Consider the following 19,163-nt stretch of genomic DNA (forward strand, 5'->3'; position numbering starts at 1 on the left):
TTAGGGCCATATTGTGGAATAGCAAGTATTATTAATTAATAATTTTGTAGGTTATAAATTGTATGAAGATCCCTATATCTTGATAGACTTAATTGCTTGCTAACAATAACCTGAAAAATAATTAAATCCCATCTTCGTTACATAAGTGGGATTTTTAAAATTCCATACTTAGGATAACTAGCTAACACGTTCTATAAGAACTAACTAAGACCTTTGGGGTGCAGCCGTAAATGATTTTTACTTCAGACTTATTTTGAACTTTGTTTTAACAAAATAAGGATGAAAACAGTAGCATTTAAGGAACGAGTTTAGAACATTAGTGAATCAAATATTGCTGCTCAAGCAACCACAGTGCTGTTATCCATAAATACATGATACACATGTCAAACTATTCCTGGTATATCTGTTCCAAGTATGGTTAGTGTTTAATGATGATCTATCAGGATTATTAAGTCCTTTGAATATATTAGCTCTTTTCTAGCTATTACCGTGGATAGATTAGAAAAAGGCCCATTATTAGTAGAGCGTTGAAGAATGAAGTCTAATTCAACAAACATAGTACCTTATGGTTGAATGACTGGGGCAGAGAGGGGCATTTTAGATAACAATTCAGAATTTAAGTCAAGTTTAACTTCAACCATTGTTGTTTAAGTAGTACTTGCAATGATTAGAAGTTTATAGTGACATCGATCTTTTTAAAAAATTAGTTGTATTAGTAGATGTTGAAAAAATATATATGCAATTTATAAAAGATTAAATTTAAGATATGGAAATTATTGAATTATTGAGGTTATTAGATTGAAGTGGAAGCTATTTTAATTAGATGTGATAAGACTTATTTGAAACTATGGAACCATACAGAAAATGAGAACATCTTAATCGCGGAGTTATTCTTGCCTTATGATCCTCGACTGAAAGAATGGTTAAAAAGGTAGACAAAGGATTGAATAAGTCAAAATAAAAATTTAGTTATTTATATAGAAATAGTTATCCATGTTCTTCAATCTCTCTTAACATTTGCTAAAGCAATTGTTGATGTAAGGAATACTGCAATTGATCCGAACAATAAAACTATTATTATAAAAAAAGTTGCTACTGTATCATCTCCAAATGATTCTCGTAGACCGATTGGAGACATAATCGTCACAACGGAAAAAGCTAGAATAAAAACAAAAGAAATAACTTTAGCCACTTCAAGGTGATATATGTTAAGATTTTTAATTTCTTTATAATTAGGTTCTTTTGACATTGTTATCACCCCTTCTTTATTTTGGAAAATTATACCATGTAATTTTATCTAAAACTATATGTTCATTTGGCTTTTATGAACAAAAACAACGAACACTAAGTTCGATGTTTTTCCAAAAAACTTTTGAAAAAGTTATTCTTGTGTGCTTTTGAAGATATTTAATCATGATCAGTAACCCAAACTACATGTCCCTCCCTTTAACACACATTTCTCGTGTTCATTCCTTACACCATAGGAAAGGCCTGAAGATATTTGTCATTATGCTGTTTTACACTTTGACCAGTTATCACATGACGTCTTTAGGATTCCAAACAATTTATGAAACGTTGACCCGATCTCACAAGTGTATATTTGGGATAAATTGAAGTCGAACTGTTGCCTGGATTCACAGGTTTTTCAGCGTGACCTGACTACGTATATTAATATAACAACTTGTCATTGGAGATTTCGTTATCTTGCTATTACATTCTAAAATACATACATAAGCTGGGTTTCAGGTTTATACTAAAGCTAGAGGTGATTCAAAATGACAGACGATTGGAAAATGAATCCACATTGGGCTTTTCAACAACCAGACTCTTACAAGCCAATTCTATCCGCACCTGTTTCTGATGAACAATGGGAGGCCATTGCCAATAATGATGTTTCTTATGACGGACAATTTTTATATGCAGTGAAAACAACAGGGATTTTTTGTCGCCCTTCTTGCAAATCAAGATTACCCAATAGAGAAAACATTGGCTTCTTTGAAAATGCTAATCAAGCATTAGCCGCACATTTTCGCCCATGCAAACGGTGCAAGCCAACAGGGAAAAGGTTGCCAGATGACGAGTGGATTGCTTTCATAACCGAATATGTGGATAGCCACTACAATGAAAAGTTGACGCTTGAAGTCCTTGCGCTTATGAGCCACGTATCTCCTTATCACTTGCATAGAACGTTTAAAAAAATCAAAGGCATGACCCCAGTAGATTACATTCAGCATATCCGAATGGAAAAGGCAAAAATGTTATTGACTACTATCGATGACCCGATTGCTGAAGTCGGTAAATCTGTCGGGCTTTCCAATACGCCTTATTTTATTACGCTGTTTAAGAAGAAAATCGGACAAACGCCTGAAGCTTATCGTCGACAGCAAAAACAACGCTTGAAGGAGGCTTTTTCAAATGACACTTAACAAAAGCATCTCTCTCTATTGGTCCTTGTTTTCTTATGAAAACTGGAAGGTTTACATTGCTGCAACAAGAAGAGGCTTATGCTTTGTCGGATCGCATAATCAACCATTTGAAGAATTGGTGCAATGGTCAAATCATTACTTGCCTGGAAACGATCTGATTCAAGATGACGAAAAATTGCAACCATTTGTAGATGAGCTTAATCGTTATTTTCAAGGAAAACTCAATCGTTTCACGATTCCAATCTTTTATCGCGGAACACTTTTTCAGGAAGCTGTATGGAAAGCACTATGTGATATTCCGTACGGTCAAACTCGATCCTACTCAGATATTGCTCGTCAAATTCGAAGACCTACTGCGGTTCGGGCAATTGGGAGGGCCATTGGAGCAAATCCAATCCTAATTACGGTTCCATGCCACCGTGTGATCGGCAAAAATGGATCGCTGACGGGATATCGCGGCGGAATGGAAATGAAAACACATCTGTTGGAACTTGAACGAGGCTCAGCTACCAATGAGAAGGAGCAACAACATGTCTAAACAACATATAACATCTTTAGCCGATCTCAAATGGGCAGAGCTGCATCAAATGCTTGATGAACAGGGCTACGCCAAACTGCCACCACTTTTAAATGCGGACTCGTGCGCTAGTCTTATCAATAGCTATGAAGACGAATCTCTATATCGCAAGACCATCGACATGAAGCAATATCGTTTCGGAATGGGGGAGTACAAGTATTATCAAACGCCTATTCCTGATTTATTACAACAACATCGCGATATATTGTATCCGGAACTTGCGAAGGTGGCCAATCGCTGGTTAGAACAGCTGAATAGATCACCCGAGTACCCAGAAACCTTGGCAATGTTTCTCGATCAATGTCATCAGGCGGGGCAGAAACACCCCACTCCACTAATTTTGAAATATGAAGCAGGGGGCTACAATTGTCTCCATCAGGATTTGTACGGTGATATCTTCTTCCCTTTTCAAGTCGTGTTTACTCTGAACCAACGGAACGAAGATTATACAGGCGGTGAATTTTTACTCATCGAACAGCGACCACGGGCACAGAGCAGAGGTCATGTCATTACGCTGAATCAAGGTGAAGGTCTCATCTTTCCAACCCAACATCGACCGGTATTGGGTACGCGTGGCTATTATAGGGTGACTCTGCGACATGGCGTTGGCACGGTCACCTCTGGAAAGCGTTATAGTTTGGGGGTTATATTTCATGATGCGAAGTAAACCCAAGCCGACATGTCCTCCATGTAAGCATGTAACAAATCAGCATTGCTGCTTCTTGTCTAATCCGTACACAAAATATGATTTAGCAGGTGGTTGCAGATGACAATTGAGTATTTATATAAAACGCCGAAAACATTGCTGAATAAGGGAACTGGTTTTTTGTCCGGATATAGCCACTCATTGAATCCATATACGGGATGTGCATACGCCTGCTCGTATTGTTATGTGCGTCAAATGCCTGTTTCCACTTTTCGTAAGGCAGAATGGGGAACTTGGATAGACATTAAGAAAGATGCTGCGTCTACATTTCAAAAAGAATTGCTCAGAGCTAAGACAAGAGGAAAGGTCACCATCTTTATGTCATCTAGCACGGACCCTTATCAATCAATCGAACACAAAGAGAAAGTTACGCAGTCTTTACTGAAAATCATGGTGGAAAGTCCACCGGACTTCCTGCTTGTTCAAACACGAAGCCCACTTGTTCGCAGGGACATTAAGATGTTGCAACAGTTGGGAACCAAAGTTCGGGTAAGTATGACAGTAGAGACTGATAGAGAAGATATTCGCAAGCATTTTGCGCCGTACGCTCCTCCTATTCCGGCAAGGCTTAAAACACTCCAACTGCTTGCTGAATCCGGTATTCCCACACAGGTTGCCATCGCACCTGTATTGCCAAGTAGCGAGCGATTTGCAGAAATATTGCGGCCCCTGGTTAGCCGAGTATGTATTGATGATTATTTTATGGGGGACGGCAGCGGTGGGAAACGAACATACAAGTTGGGCTTACAAGAATTATATAGAAATCTGGAAATGGAAGAATGGTATCATCCTTCCGCCTATCAAATGGTTTATAAGCGCATGCGACAGTATTTTTCAGAAGACGAACTTTTCATTAGCCAGAGGGGTTTCGAACCATAGTGCTGTCATAAGGACCACCTTGTCTTCATTTTGGAACTAAAAGTGTTTTGATACTGACGTGGTACAAATGTTATATGAAAAATATGGCTTCACCTTATCTTACTTATGTTGTACAGGATCTTTATATGTATCTGCCATTTAGCTAAAAAATGATTGTATACAAAACGACTGCAACCTATAGTTTTAGCAATTAATCGTTTTTGTTCTTTGTTTGGATAGATTATAAATTAAAAGGTTTTATTGACGAGCACTGTCTTCACCTAACCTATCTATTAATAGGTTGATTGTTCGATATCACAAGCGAGTTTTGGCTTGCGCCAATGGTCAATTAACCCCCACTTAACCTTTACTCGCTTTGCATTGTTTTTGTTTGAAGTGGGGGTCTTCTGACTGGGAAATGATAAATATGAATTAACGGGGTTGTATTATGAAAAATAACAAACATTTTAATTTTTACAAGCTTTGGCTAGGACAGTCTATAAGTTTGTTAGGTACCCAGTTTACACTAGTAGCTTTGCCACTTTTTGCATTAGAGGTGCTAGAAACAAGTGAGGCGAATGCTGCCTTGCTTCGTGGGATTATATTCATCCCCTACCTAATTTTCGGATTAGTAGCTGGTGCTTTGATAGACGTCCTTCACAGAAAAAGGGTTTTGCTAATTTGTAGTATATGCCAAGGCGTTTTATTTTTATCAGTTTTCATACTGACTGTAACAAATATAATGACGTTCCCTTTATTGGTGTTTCTCATGTTTTTAAACGGCATATTTACTACTTTTTACAATATTGCAATTCCTTCTTTCTTACCGGAAATATTAACAGATAAAGATAACTTGAAAAAAGGAAATGCTCAACTAGCTCTATCGGAGTCTCTTTCTATAGTAATTGGTCCTATGCTAGCAGGAATTGTTATTACTCTAGTTGGATTAACAGGCTCATTCACTGTTGACGCAGTAACGTATTTTGTTTGTTTTGTATTTGTATTATTTATTTCAAGGTTTAAACCGCATACAGAGGGCTCTTTAAAAAACGTAAATGTAAAATCCATTTATAAAAACATATATGAAGGGTTGATATATTTTAAAAAACACCCTGTGTTAGAACCAATTGTAAGTTGTGGCGCTGTTTACGGTTTTTTTAAATACATACTAAATAGCATTTTAGTAATATTCCTTTATAAGGTAATGGGTCTATCTGAACTTGAAATAGGATTTATTGTAGGTTCAGCAGCGGTAGGATTTTTAATAGGCAATACGATACTTATGAAAAAAAGTCAACAATTTAATAATACAAAAGTGCTTATTTATAGCGCTACTGTATCAGTTATTGGTCTGTGCTTTATACCGATCATGGGATATTTGGGAACCGTTATCGGCATAGTAGCTGCAAGTATCATACATGGTATGGGAGAAGGAGTATTTGGCCCTTACGCTGCAACCATACGACAACTTGCCTCACCAAGCCACATGCTAGGCAGAGTGAATGCTGTACAGCGTACGCTTAATTGGGGAGCTTGGGCATTAGGAAGTTTTGCTAGTGCATTGTTAGTTTCAATATTTGGACTTCAAACTACGTTATTTATAGGGGGCTTCGGAACAACATTGTGTTTAATAGTGTTGTTAAGGCGAGGCGTATCAAAAGGAACCAACATTGAATATATGACTTCACTTTAGAGGAGATGATTATGATGTATAAGATATTAAAAGGAACTGAACTAGAAAATACACCACACGTTTTATTTGTAGGGGGATGGACTAAGCCTATACAAGATGCTTTAGAAAGAGGATTTACTGTTTCGTATATAGGGTCTTACACTAAACACGTATATTTCGATGGAACGATCTTAGAAAAGTGTTTCTATAAAAAAGAAATAGACACAACAAACATACCCATATGTGTATACTACGCTGAAGAATTGTACAAAGAGAAACCGTTTGATATGGTTGTATCTTTCAACGAAACGGCCTTAGATACGGCTTCTATAATTGCAAAGATTATTAATGTTAAAGGTACATCTTACAACGCTAATATGATAACCCGTAATAAAGACATGATGCGTGAAATTTTAGCAGGCAAGGACTTTTCGATAGATTCGATAGTTTGCAATAATATAAAAGATATTGATGAATTTTTGAACAAAAAAGATAGTATTATCATAAAGCCCACCAGTGGTGCAGGTGGTAAAGAGGTATCTAAGTTAGACAGGGGAGATGACGTAGAGGTATTTATTAAAGATAACGGTATTCAGCTACCTATTTTAGTGGAAGAGTACGTTGAAGGTGACGTCGTTTATACGGTAGAAGCCGTTTCTCATAACAAAAAACATTCTATACTGGCTATATCAGCTGAAATATTTAAAGAAGATACGTTTTTAATAAACTATACTATTATGCCGGCACCTATAGATGAATCTCAAAAAAAATTAATCATTGAGAAAGTCATGCTATTTTTGGACGACATGCAGCTGGAAGACGGCATTACTCATACAGAGGTAAAGATAGACAGACAAAATAACCCAATAATCATAGAGTCTCAAGTCAGAATAGGGGGAGGGAATATTTGGAGAATGGTAGAATTAACAACTGGCATATCTCAATTTGGATACTATTATGATGCGTTAGCAACTAAAACTATTGATGAATTTAGATGTGTACCTTCTAAATGTCAAGCTATGTCTTTAAGTTTGATTCCAAAACCAGGTTGCCTAAAAGAAATCAAGTATGAAGGATTAGCTAACATATCCGAGGTCGTATTAATTGATCTATTAGTAAAAGAGGGCGACACCATACCAACTATTGTAGACAGTACTCAACGTAAAGGTTATATATTATTTACGGCTTATGATATAAATCATATGTACGAAGTTGCAGACAAAATATGTAACAATATAACGTTTGTTTATCAGGATTTATCAGAATGGAAACCTTCTTTTAAAAAGATATTTACAAGGAATGTGACACATGACTGGTCTTTATCTCAATCTCATCAAAAAGGACAAGAAAAACGACAACTGTCGATTAACTAAAAATAGGTAGACTACTCCAGAAAATAAATTCGTAGCTTTTCAAAATAGAAACAATTTCAGAAAACCAATCGATGAGTAAATTGCTTTCAAGGAATCTTCTTTGAAAAGAGACAAAGGATTATTATAGATATTCAGAGAGGGAGGAGAATCAAATTTTGATTGTCAAAAAAAGCTATATCGACAAGATAAGGGGGTGTTGCGTTGGTTCCATGCCTGTACAGGAAACAAGTGTTCAAGCAAAAAGTATCGTGATAAATGAGAAATAATGAATATTGGGTAGGGTGGTTAGTCTGTAAGAAAGATTTTCTAACTTACGGTCTTTATTATATCTCTAAATCTAATAGGAATTAAAAAATCTTTTGAATTATACTTTGCTAGGGGAACTAGTCAACAAGAGGAGTAAGTTTGGGGTTCCACCTTGTAAAAATAATGATACGAAGCTACAGATGTACAAAAACTACCCATAAAAAAAATAATATTAAACCTGTTATTGCAGGGCCCATTATCCCAATAAATGTAGTAATAAATGCAAATGATGCGTTAGCAGGAGTTAATAAAAGTTAAGTGGTAGAAAAATAATGAAACACAATGATTAATGAGCTTCAATGCTATGTCGATACTAGTTTGGAAATCCATCCTAACACTGATTAATTCGTAAGGGTTGATCAGTGTTAGGGGATTTTAAATGGGTATGGATAGAAATAATTTAAGCTCTCAAAGAAGAATTTATGATAACTAGATCATTATGATACCTGCTGGAATGTTGCACTATGTAATATCCTAACTGGCACCATACACTGTGACTCAATTGGATAGAAGCGTTGCTTATTTCTTAATTGTTGACTAGTAACAGAACCTCTTCTTTGACTGTTGGCCATGCGGGAGAGGTAGTATTTGTCAACATGAGATGTTCTGCAGTAAGAAGGTTAACATATTTTACACTATCTCCTGCACTTTCTGCTTCACGGTGAAAGTGATCACTAATTCCGATCGGTACGTGGATATCAAGTGCACCGTGAATAAGTGTCTGGTGGACACCAATTGGAAGAAGTTCAACAGGAGAAGCATGTTTGTAACGCGTTGGATATTCCTCTGGCGATCCCCCAATTAATTCAGCTGTTGGATTATCTGGTTCGCGAGATAGCACCTTGTCACGATAATGATGCACACCATGCATCATTTCAAGGTCGTTCACTCCAGCAAGGCTAACAGTACCGAGAATAGAGATAGGGTCTTCGATGAAAAGCTCGCTATCCTTTGCAATACGATGGCGTGCAGCAATCCAGGTTGCGAGATGACCACCAGCGGAGTGACCGATTGTCACAACTTTATTCAGGTCGAGTGGATAAGATTTTGAAAGGGTACGTATGTAGTCACTCGCATTCGCAGCATCAATTAATGTACCGGGCCAACCTCCACCTTCTTGGCCTGTGCGACGGTATTCAATGTTCCATGTAGCGATGCCGCTTGCTGTTAAATCCTGAGCAGCCTTTCTCATTCTCTCAAGCGTGACTCGTTTTCGCCAGAATCCACCGTGAATAACAATGGCGACAGGATGAGGCCCTTCACCTTCAGGAAGAAGTAGTTCACCAAATTGATTTTGGTTTGTTCCGTAAAATATTTTTTCCATGCTTCTTTCACCTCAATTGTTGATGATTGATTTCAATTTTATTAAAACATAGTTTTTATTCGAAACAAAGTTATATTAAGAAAGCCGTTGGTCAACTTTGAGGTGGTTATCTTCTACAGATGCTTTAGTTCTACTACTATTCACCCTTTTAGTTTTTAGCTTAATAAACAAGAGGAAAAATACTTTCCATAACATTATAGAAATTTAGGTTACATAGGACTGAAATCAGTCCTTTTTGCATTGTTATAGAAATGAATTATTAAAGAGTTGTAGACTGCATTTTTTTATGGAAGTAGGAGCTTTAAGCTAATGAGTGTCATCTTATTGTAACTCACTATAAACATAAATATATTTATGTTTATCCATGAAACTATGTGTAAATGGGAGGATATATACTACAAATTTCATCTGAATAATGCTCAAGGTAAAATCATGCTGCGTTTCATTTTGATATCATAACTGTATTCCTGTATTTCCCTTTTGCCAAATAAAAAGAACGTTACTTAAAAGTAACGTTCTAAGAGGTAAATAACAATTTAAAATATAAATCACATTTCATGATGATAATGATGTTTCCTGTTTTTGTTCCAGTTTTTTCTTGTGTAAAACAGTGAGATATGAAATGAAACTCAGTACTATGAAAAGAGTTGATGATAAGTACATCATGGCATATCCAAGATAATTAGCAATAAAACCAAGAATGAATGATCCAGATGCAATACCTATGTCGTTTCCCATAAAGTATGTAGCTGTTGCAGTTCCTCGTCTTTCAGCGGGAACTAACTCAAGCATTGTAGCATGCAAACTAGGTAGCATTAACCCAAAGCTTATCCCTATAAGTGCTGCTGATATATTAAAGGTGAGGACAGTTTGAGTTTGACTTAACAGTAATACACCTATGATAGCTAATATAAAGCCTGGAAAAACTACCAGATGGGAACCATACTTATCCGATACTTTTCCCGATAGTGGACGTGCAAAAATTAAAGCTATAGATAAAATCCCTAGAAAATAACCAGCTAAATCAACATTACCACGTTCTTTAGCGTATAGGGAGATGAAGGACACAATTCCACCATATAGGACATACATAAGTCCAGATACAATTGATATCGGAACTACTTTGTATTCGAAGAAATTAGTTAATTTAAATTTCTTTTTCGACCGTTCCTTTGATTTTTCTGTCTTAGAAACTTTGATAAAGTAGCCTAATACAAAACTCGTTATCGATAATAATGTACAAATAAGAAACATCGTATAGAAATCATAAGCCTGTAATAATACTAGTCCCAAAAATGGACCAACAATCATGGCAATGCTTGCAAAGGTACTATAATATCCCATACCTTCGGCTCTTCTCTCTTGAGGAATAATATCAGAAGCTATTGTTCCTGAAGCAGTTGTAGCCATTCCAAAACCAAAACCATGCACGAAACGCAAAAGAAAAAAAACAAACAGACTAGCAATTCCTAAATAGAAGAACATACAAAGAGCAAATAAAATCCTAGCCAACAAGAATACATGTTTTCTACTGTAATAATCAAGCCATCTACCAGTTAAGGGTCGCGAAAAGATTTGTGCTGCCGAAAAAAGACCAATAATTAGCCCTACATGCTTTTCTTCTCCTTGTAAAGAATCGACTATAAATAATGGTAATGTGGGTAAAAGCATATAAAAGCTTCCAAACATAAACAGGTTACTAAGAGAAAGAAAGATAAAGTCTTTTGTCCATAGTTTATTCATAAATTAATCACCCTCCAAAATTAATTATAACACAAAAAAGTATAAATTTTCCAATTTTAGAAATAAATTATATTTTTGTAATTGTTTGACAAAACAATTAATATGGTTTACAATGTTAATAAGTTACATAAAAGGGGTGATTTTCCATGATGACATTTGAGAGTCCTGTAGTTGATCGTCTATCTGCACTTTTCCCTGCATAAGCTACTAAGATAGTGAATTCTCTCTGAGAATTCACTATCGCTTTTTTATTAGATAAGAGTTTAATAGGAAAGGGAGGATAATAACAATGGAAAATGATAATGCTTTTTTATCAGCTATTCTACATTTAAAAGAGGTTGATAATATATCTTCACTTTGGACACAGGGTGTTTGTAGAACAATAGAACATGAAATACCTTTTCATTTGGGACAAGTATTGGAGCCCTCTACATTAGTTGAGGTGTCTCGAGTAACACAGTTACCCTTAGAAAAAATTCTTAAATTAGACTATGAAACTAGTGGATTTATGCGTGATATAAAAGATAATATAAGCAATATGTCATCGTTATCGTCTATAGAAAAATTAATTTTATCCTACCGTTTAACATACATAGCGCGCTATGATTTAGCCATTTCTATTTTTTCTTCAATCAATATTGATGATTTAGTTGTACAAAATAAAATTCAATACTATTTTTTAAAATTTATTTTGCAGAATCGACAAAATCAAAATCAACATGAAAAAGAATTTACAAAGATGATGGAATTATTCGAAGTACACACATTACCAGAATCACAAATTTTGATGGTTTGCTCAAATGCGATTGTGTGGAAGCTAAAGGCTAAGAGCATTGGAGAGAAACTTTTTAATTGGTTTGTTGAGTATGGTTTAAAAACTGCCGAAAGTTTAGGAGAAGGAAGAGATTTTAAAGAGCATATTGCTTTATCGCAATTTTATCGTGCTTATGCAATGATTCCAGCAGAGGATTTACTAATAAACGAAACAAGAAAAGAAATGGAAAAATCTTTATACTTTGCTAATTTAGCTGTTCCTAAAAATAGCTGGCAGGAATATCGTAAATCAGATGCCATCAAAACTATTTATGAATCCGAATTAAAGGAGCATTTATATGTATCCAAAAATCTACAGGCAGCTGAAAAAGCAGGTCGAAACCTTCTAAGTTTAGATCCGAATTGGAGTATTTCGTATCATGAGGTAGCAGAGGTCTTTTTAGCATCTAATCAGGTTGAGAAAGCATTAGAAATGTTTGAAAAATCTCTACATGTTGGTCTTCCAAGGTTAATATTCACCCAGTATATGATTGGGCATTGTTTAGGTACGTTAAAAAGAGAAGAAGAGGCTATTGATGCTTTTGTTAAGACGTTAAAATTGGACACATACAACATATCAGCTGGAATTAATGGGTATAATTTTGCCAAAAAACTTAATCATCATACAGAAGGTATTTTTAAATCATTTTTAGATAAGTGGGAAGAAAAAGGAGTACTTGAGGCAAAGCATAAAGAATTTATTAATGTCTAAAAAATGAAACCATAGTTACAGGTGAACGAATTAGCGTCACCTTATAGTAAACATAGTGATTAATGAGTCGAATAGTTCTAAGATAAGCTTAGCTTACTATTGGAGTACATGAAAATGTTATTCAACAACCTGGCGCTAATCTAAAAGATAAGCGTCTTTTTCTTGAATAAGAGCAGGAATTTTTAGAAAGTGAACCGAATCTTTTACATTGAAGTTATTTATGTATCTGGAAAAGCTAAGATTTTTATTGATAGGGGGTACAGAAAATGAAAATAAGCAAAAACAATGCTGAACATTACATATTGGGAGATATCGTTGAAGGGTGGCACTTAGTGAAAAATCAAAATTTAAGTGTTATTCATGAACGTATGCCAGCTAATACATCTGAATCAAATCATTACCATCAACAATCACACCAATTTTTCTTTGTCTTATCAGGAATAGCAACTATTAAGGTAGATGGTAAAGAGATAACCTTAAATCCTCAAGAGGGAATTGAAGTTCCTCCTTTGGTACCCCACCAAATGTGTAACAGGTCAAATAATGAAGTAGAGTTTATGTTGATTTCCCAACCATCAAGTAAAGGTGATAGGTTTTTGGTAGATTAAATTTATTGAACAATTTGACGCAAGAATGTGGTTAAGGGTATCCAGACTACATTCAGAATAATACCTAATAAAAATAGGTCAACTAGAAAAGTTACTGGCTGACTTCATAATACTATATGGCGCTATTCAGAAATGATACTGAATAGCGACTTTCTGTATGTTTTGAACAATATTGCGTAAATCAGATACTGTAGTAACCACAATGGACAATTTGTCCACTATGTTTAAGATAATTCAACGACATAAGCAAGTTTCCCATCAGGCGTAAAGGCGACAATACCTTAAACGCCGCCCACTATTTGAATGGTAGAGATCATGCTATGCTATTGGTGAGCCCTCGATAAACACAAAGTTTATATCATCTACTTGATCGCTCTTAGTCTTATATAGTTAGTTCTAATAAAGTTTAAATAGATCTAGTCAGCATCATCTAACATATTTCTGACCCCCTAAAAGTTTATGGGAAATGTGGAAATTTAAATTGTGTTCATTACTAGTTTTTAAAGTTTAAAAATTCTGATAAAATAATATAATAGTCTAACTTGGGAAGGGGCATTATTATGATAATTATTTCGTTCGCAAATTTGGAAATTACTCATGCAAAGTCTTGTATTAGAAATTAATACTTCGCATGAAGTGAAGAATAAAATCACTGCTGCTTTGTATTTCCATTTCTGATATATGGCTTTGCACCTTATTTATAGTAATTACGAATAAGGGGCTGCAGAAATGAGTTATATAAATGCAAACAAAATTCTACCTGAAAAACTTCTAAAAGAACTTCAACAATATGTTCAAGGGGAAACAATATATATCCCTAAGACGAAGAATAATTTTCAAAAATGGGGTACATGTTCTGGTGGAAGGCAAAAAATCAATGAAAGAAATACTTCTATGAAAAATGATTTTAAAAACGGGAAGACTGTTTATCAATTAGCTGAACAATATTTCCTTTCAACTGAAACTGTGAAAAAAATAATTTATACAAAGAATTAATGAATTAGAACTGATCATCTAGCAAAATAGATGCTCAGTTTTTTATGGTGACCTTGATTACTAATGATTCTTGCTATATGTCTGTGGTTAATCATCAATTAGTCTTAATAGTAAGAATCATGAGAAAAGCTGCAATGTGAAAGGGTGTATTAAAGTATGGCATACGAACAAAGTAACCCATTATCAAGAAAAGAAGCTTTACAAAAGGTAGCAGAACTTTCGACAGAAAGATATCATCTACAAGTTAAGCGATTAGAATTTTTGAGTGAAGAGACCAACTTTCTATACAAGGTTATAGATAGCTTGGGTGACGTATATGTGTTAAAAATTTTTGAAGATGAATATAGCTCTCTTGAAGATAACCTTACTGAAATATTTTTTATGGACATTGTAAATAAAACAAACCACATTTCAGCACCAAAAATGATCCCTGCTAAAGATGGTGAGAAATTACAAATTATTACATCTGATTATACTTCTACACCGAAACATGTTGCCGTATATAGTTGGTTGGACGGTGAAGAGCTAGAGGGAAATGAAAATGATAAGCGGTTTGTACAATTAGGTGAGCTAACTGCTCATTTGCATAACGCAACATACGGGATTTCGGTCCCTACAGAACTTGCCCCCAAAATGTGGGATGAAGTGTTTTATTTTAAGGGAGAACAAGCAATATATAAGCAAGAAGAGTTTCAGAAATTTTTGTCAAAGGAATACCATCAAATAATGGACAGTATTATCCCTTATTTAAATGATAAATTATCGTCTTACTATAAAAATAATATTAAAGACATTCAATTAATACATGGTGATCTAAATCCAGCTAATATTAAGGTGCAAAATGAACAAATGCACATTATTGATTTTGCAGATTCTATGCTTGGTTTACCAATACACGATTTATCAATTATGTTGTATTACTACAAGTATAATAAATCTCTAAATTTTGACGAAGTGAAAAAACTATATTTTAAGGGTTATAGAAAGATCCGTGATTTGCCTGATGTAACTGACTATGAGCTAGATCTATTTATGACAGCTAGAAGAGTAAGTTTCCTGAATTATATATTAGAGGTTAGTGAAAATCCAACAAATTTTATAGAAAGAAATATATCTAGAGTGAAAGATTTCTTGGAGAAATATAACATTAACTTATAAATACATTATACAGGAATGATCTCTTTGTATAGTGGATTGGTTGTTATTTCTATAACAACCAATTCCTATATAAATCAAAAAATGGATCGGCTACACTTTATGGGAATTGTATTTTTACAGCATTCTGACTTGCAGAATATATTTAATTTTTACCTACAAATATTTTATTTTGAGTAATAACAGTTTATTTAAATACAGTATGAAAGCTAATATTCAGAAGTATAAGAGAAAGATACGTAATGACACCTTTATCGAGTATTGTTTTTATATTATGTTTAATGATTTCTTTATCATAGGGTAGAAGATTATCACATTGGTAAAATGACATGTTTTGAAAAATATAATGATATTCTACAATATAGTGCAAATCTAAAATAAAGATTTGTGCTCTTTTTATTATTAGGAGTTTGTTTAAGTGCAGGGTTCGTTCGTTAACAGAAGTTTGAGCCTAAAAAGGGCGATGACCATCTTGAAGGAGAATATTATGTAGGAATTATTGTGTCGGATTCTATATCAGAACTTCCTTCAGACATGGAATATATTGAAGTAAAGGATGAATTCGTTGTAACGAGAGGGAGTATCATGGAAGTCGGTGAACTTCATTCTAAATTAGGAAAATGGGCGAAAGAACAAGGGTATCATAATAAACAAGGTTCATACATAATAGAAACTTATCATCCTGTAGAAAACGGTGAAGAAGTGGAAATCTATATACCCATCAGCTAGTTACAAAAGAAACACATTAGGTATGGAAATATGATGGATGCTTACTAACAATCTGGCGCTAATCTAAAATAGAGATTAGCGTTTGCCATTAAAGAAGTTAGCATGAATTTATTTTAGCTTCTATATTATTTCTATAGTTAAGCCTTCAACCGTCAAAGAAGTAAGTATTGTGTCATTTTTAAGCGTTTGTTTTGTAGATTAATATATGCTTTCTCTACCAAAAATTTACTAATGACAATTCAATTTTAATATTATAAGATTGAGCAAACTATTTATATCATGGAGGAAAGTATGTTTGCTACAGTAATGTGGTCAATTTGTTTGATCTTTCTAGCAGCTTCATTGATTGTTTTTTTATACGTGGAGAAGCTTAAAACAAAAAGGCAAAAACTTGATTTAGTAATGCACATTATCACTTTTATCGGGTTATTCGGTTATGTGTACAATGTTCAAATGTTAACTCCTTTTATTTGGATGATAATATTTGTATGTGCATTAATATGGGGGATAACAGGAATCGTTTTTCCTCCAGGTTATATAAAAAAACTATCAATTATAGAAAGTATTTTTGGAGTATTAATCAGTATTCCTCTTTATTATGGTTTGTATCAATATGCATTTTAAAGTCATGTAACCATTCTTAATGATTGGATACACAGGTGCCAAGTACATAGTATGTATTACATTATAAACCGATATGACATCCAATTAAGGAATGACCATAGACCGTAATGCTCGAAAATAACGAGAAAATAAAATCAATTCTTTGATCGGTAATCTTATAGCTAAATAATGTAATAGTGCCAGAGATTCGATCCCACTACATAGCGCATTTCTAGAGAAAGAAATGCGCTTTTCTTAATGAATTGGGCAAGTGAAACGCAAGGTAGAAGAAAGAATGTAAGGTAAATGTAAGGTAATCAGATTCCTCGCTCTTCACAATATTCATCAACTAGCTGTTCAATTTGATCAAGCTCTGGATATTTACCAGAAAAGGAAAATTTGACTTCATCAATAAACTCCCCTTTGTTATATACGTGAATTGCTCCATTTTTCTCAATTAAACTATATTCAGGTTCAAATCTATATCCATTCCGGTCTATTGCACCCATATGTCATAACCAGCTCCTTAAATGTAAGTTAACCTATGCATTTATTATTGCACGCATGATAAGTTAATAATCTCAAATTTTTCTGTCCATTCTTAGTTAATCGAAAATGCCAACTAGAACTTTAAAACAAATAACTAATTGATGAAATCTGTGATCACATTAGAATAGTAAGTTTTTCAAATAAAGCAATACGGTGCTTTTCTCTATGGATGAGTCTATATATTGGAATTTGTTAAATTAACTTACCGAAAAAGGAATTAGGTTGATCTATCTCTTTTAATAAAGAAAGGAGAGAATTCATTGAATAGCATAAAGAAAAATTTGAATTTTCTATAAAATCGGTTTACAAATTCCATAAAATACAATATCATGTAAATTATTAGAATTGATAAGGAGGCTCTTCAAAATGGTAAACATAAAACTTACTTCAACGAATTTAATAAAATACTTTGAAGGCCCTCTAACGGAAATTTTGTATTTATCTTTTTTGCATGTTTAAGCCATAGAGAGGCTCTCTATGGCTTTTTGTTAAGATGGATTTACTTTAGTTTACAAATAAACTAAAGTATTGCGATCTAGTATTATGTATTGTGAAACACATCTCTTTAATACTAGAAATAACTAAAAAGACCATAGCTGGTCTTTTTTTATTTTGTACACACAAAGACATAAATAAAAAAGAAAACATCATTCACAATGATTTCTTTGTAAAGGTAAAGGAGTTTTGGAAAATGAATCGAGATCAATTAAATAAGGAATTGAGGAAGAAGAAAATAAACGCTGTTTACATTACTCATGAGGGAAAGAATATATATGAATATTATAAAAACAAAAAACAAAAGGAGAAACTTCATAAAATAAACTCATGTACAAAAAGTGTCATATCTATCTTGATGGGTATTGCGCTAGATAAAGGATACTTAGATTCAATACATTTGCCTGTATATCAATTTTTTCCTGAACTTTTTGAAGCTCAGGAAGACAAGAGAAAAATGGACATAACCATACATCATCTATTAACTATGTCCGATGGACTGCATTTCCCAGAGTTTGGTGAATGGAATTGTTTTGTTCCAATGACATATCATGACGATATTGTTAAGTTTGTAATTGACCGCCCAATGGTACACTATCCTGGAAAACATATGAACTATAATTCAGGTTGTTCCCACGTTTTATCAGCAATAATTCAAAAAGTAACAAAGATGAAAACAGAGGATTTCGCTAATGAACATTTATTTAAACCGTTAGGAATTCAACAATACCATTGGTATGCTGATAAAATGAAAATTAACAAAGGTGCTGACGGACTTATTTTGAAAATTGAAGACATGTCGAAGATAGGGCTATTAGTGTTGCAAAATGGTACGTTTAATGGAAAGAAAATCGTATCCTCACAGTGGATAAAAGAAGCTACAACTCCACACTTATGTACATATGATTACATTGGACATTATGGGATGCACTGGTGGGTGAATAAATTAGACGAGGAACAAGAATTTTTATATGATAATACTTTTTACTTTGCACTAGGTTTTGGAGGGCAATATATAATTATTTCTCCACCAAAAAACCTTGTAGTTACAATAGCTAGTGAGACGTATGATGATAGTTTCAAGCCAATGAAAATTATTCGTAATATCGTGTTAGACAATAAAATTTGAAGTAAATGAAGTCTAAATAGATTGCATGAATGCCTGACTACTTATATACGCAACGGAGAACGGCACTTCATTCTACAAATGTCATTATGATAAACAATGATTAATAAATCGCTTAGTTCTAAGGTAAACTTAGCTTACTATTGGATCACATGAAGATATTATTCAACAACCTGGCTTTTTAACGGAGTCCATAACCTGGTGATTTAATAAAGATCTTTAACTTATAAGGCTTGTTTGAATCTATTGTAAAATTAATTTATCCCCTTGTTATCTCACACAAAGGGGATTTTTTATAAAACTATGTAGTTGGCTTTACAAGTTTACTGGAGATCCTTTGTGAAAATTTGAGTAATCAAACAAAAGAAACGTCATTAATGGAATGGACTAGT

General features: G+C 34.0%; 17 protein-coding genes and 1 pseudogene. 13 read left to right on the forward strand and 5 right to left on the reverse strand.

The genetic code is table 11. From position 1 onward, the window contains the following. Positions 1–1,000: 1,000 nt before the first annotated feature. Positions 1,001–1,249, reverse strand: a complete 249-nt coding sequence (locus SLH48_RS07600) for a hypothetical protein (RefSeq protein WP_320257661.1) — start codon at positions 1,247–1,249, stop codon at positions 1,001–1,003. 526 nt (positions 1,250–1,775) lie between these two features. Between SLH48_RS07600 and SLH48_RS07605 the strand changes: the two genes are divergently transcribed. The 4 genes from SLH48_RS07605 to SLH48_RS07620 all read left to right on the forward strand — a co-directional run bounded on the left by SLH48_RS07605 (position 1,776) and on the right by SLH48_RS07620 (position 4,588). Then, positions 1,776–2,426: a bifunctional transcriptional activator/DNA repair enzyme AdaA gene (locus tag SLH48_RS07605; protein ID WP_320257662.1), complete on the forward strand. Its 651-nt coding sequence runs from the start codon at positions 1,776–1,778 to the stop codon at positions 2,424–2,426. Then, on the forward strand, positions 2,416–2,964 hold the full coding sequence (locus SLH48_RS07610) for a methylated-DNA--[protein]-cysteine S-methyltransferase (protein ID WP_320257663.1): 549 nt from the start codon (positions 2,416–2,418) through the stop codon (positions 2,962–2,964). Before SLH48_RS07605 ends, SLH48_RS07610 begins: the two co-directional genes overlap by 11 nt. Beyond that, entirely contained in the window at positions 2,957–3,670 is a 714-nt protein-coding gene (locus SLH48_RS07615; protein ID WP_214483644.1) for a 2OG-Fe(II) oxygenase, read from the forward strand. Before SLH48_RS07610 ends, SLH48_RS07615 begins: the two co-directional genes overlap by 8 nt. Before the next feature lie 99 nt (positions 3,671–3,769). Beyond that, a complete protein-coding gene (locus tag SLH48_RS07620; RefSeq protein WP_320257664.1) occupies positions 3,770–4,588 on the forward strand; it encodes an SPL family radical SAM protein in 819 nt (272 codons plus the stop codon). A gap of 131 nt (positions 4,589–4,719) precedes the next feature. On the opposite strand, the pseudogene SLH48_RS07625 reads toward SLH48_RS07620, so the two are convergent. Then, positions 4,720–4,812, reverse strand: a pseudogene (locus SLH48_RS07625) (helix-turn-helix domain-containing protein); the annotation flags it as partial. A 203-nt stretch (positions 4,813–5,015) separates the two neighbouring features. Here SLH48_RS07625 and SLH48_RS07630 point away from each other — a divergent pair. Together SLH48_RS07630 and SLH48_RS07635 are read left to right on the forward strand one after the other, a co-directional pair. Continuing rightward, positions 5,016–6,260: an MFS transporter gene (locus SLH48_RS07630; protein WP_214483646.1), complete on the forward strand. Its 1,245-nt coding sequence runs from the start codon at positions 5,016–5,018 to the stop codon at positions 6,258–6,260. A 14-nt stretch (positions 6,261–6,274) separates the two neighbouring features. Further along, positions 6,275–7,612 (forward strand): ATP-grasp domain-containing protein, encoded by a 1,338-nt coding sequence (locus SLH48_RS07635; RefSeq protein WP_320257665.1) that lies wholly within the window; start codon positions 6,275–6,277, stop codon positions 7,610–7,612. Between the two features lie 832 nt (positions 7,613–8,444). On the opposite strand, the gene SLH48_RS07640 is transcribed toward SLH48_RS07635, so the two are convergent. Next, entirely contained in the window at positions 8,445–9,242 is a 798-nt protein-coding gene (locus SLH48_RS07640) for an alpha/beta hydrolase (RefSeq protein ID WP_320257666.1), read from the reverse strand. 555 nt (positions 9,243–9,797) lie between these two features. Then, positions 9,798–10,985 carry an MFS transporter gene (locus tag SLH48_RS07645; RefSeq protein WP_320257667.1) on the reverse strand — a complete coding sequence of 396 codons (1,188 nt, stop codon included), beginning with the start codon at positions 10,983–10,985 and terminating at the stop codon, positions 9,798–9,800. A 289-nt stretch (positions 10,986–11,274) separates the two neighbouring features. Here SLH48_RS07645 and SLH48_RS07650 point away from each other — a divergent pair, with 289 nt between their 5' ends. The 6 genes from SLH48_RS07650 (at position 11,275) to SLH48_RS07675 (ending at position 16,622) form a co-directional block, all read left to right on the forward strand. Next, entirely contained in the window at positions 11,275–12,510 is a 1,236-nt protein-coding gene (locus SLH48_RS07650) for a hypothetical protein (RefSeq protein ID WP_320257668.1), read from the forward strand. Positions 12,511–12,776: 266 nt separating this feature from the next. Further along, complete coding sequence (locus SLH48_RS07655) at positions 12,777–13,118, forward strand: cupin domain-containing protein (protein WP_214483656.1); 342 nt, start codon at positions 12,777–12,779, stop codon at positions 13,116–13,118. Between the two features lie 729 nt (positions 13,119–13,847). Next, positions 13,848–14,114, forward strand: coding sequence for a CD3324 family protein (locus SLH48_RS07660; RefSeq protein WP_320211261.1), 267 nt, complete (start codon positions 13,848–13,850; stop codon positions 14,112–14,114). Positions 14,115–14,270: 156 nt separating this feature from the next. Next, on the forward strand, positions 14,271–15,272 hold the full coding sequence (locus SLH48_RS07665) for a phosphotransferase enzyme family protein (RefSeq protein WP_320257669.1): 1,002 nt from the start codon (positions 14,271–14,273) through the stop codon (positions 15,270–15,272). Positions 15,273–15,770: 498 nt separating this feature from the next. Then, positions 15,771–15,998, forward strand: coding sequence for a hypothetical protein (locus SLH48_RS07670; RefSeq protein WP_320257670.1), 228 nt, complete (start codon positions 15,771–15,773; stop codon positions 15,996–15,998). Positions 15,999–16,289: 291 nt separating this feature from the next. Further along, positions 16,290–16,622, forward strand: a complete 333-nt coding sequence (locus SLH48_RS07675; protein ID WP_320257671.1) for a hypothetical protein — start codon at positions 16,290–16,292, stop codon at positions 16,620–16,622. A gap of 296 nt (positions 16,623–16,918) precedes the next feature. Here SLH48_RS07675 and SLH48_RS07680 read toward each other — a convergent pair whose 3' ends face one another. Next, a complete protein-coding gene (locus SLH48_RS07680) occupies positions 16,919–17,110 on the reverse strand; it encodes a YbxH family protein (RefSeq protein ID WP_320257672.1) in 192 nt (63 codons plus the stop codon). Positions 17,111–17,841: 731 nt separating this feature from the next. On the opposite strand from SLH48_RS07680, the gene SLH48_RS07685 reads away from it, so the two are divergent. Next, entirely contained in the window at positions 17,842–18,774 is a 933-nt protein-coding gene (locus tag SLH48_RS07685; RefSeq protein ID WP_320257673.1) for a serine hydrolase, read from the forward strand. The last annotated feature ends 389 nt before the right edge of the window (positions 18,775–19,163 follow it).

The sequence above is a fragment of the Cytobacillus sp. IB215316 genome (assembly GCF_033963865.1).
Taxonomy (GTDB): Bacteria; Bacillota; Bacilli; order Bacillales; family SM2101; genus Nanhaiella; species Nanhaiella sioensis.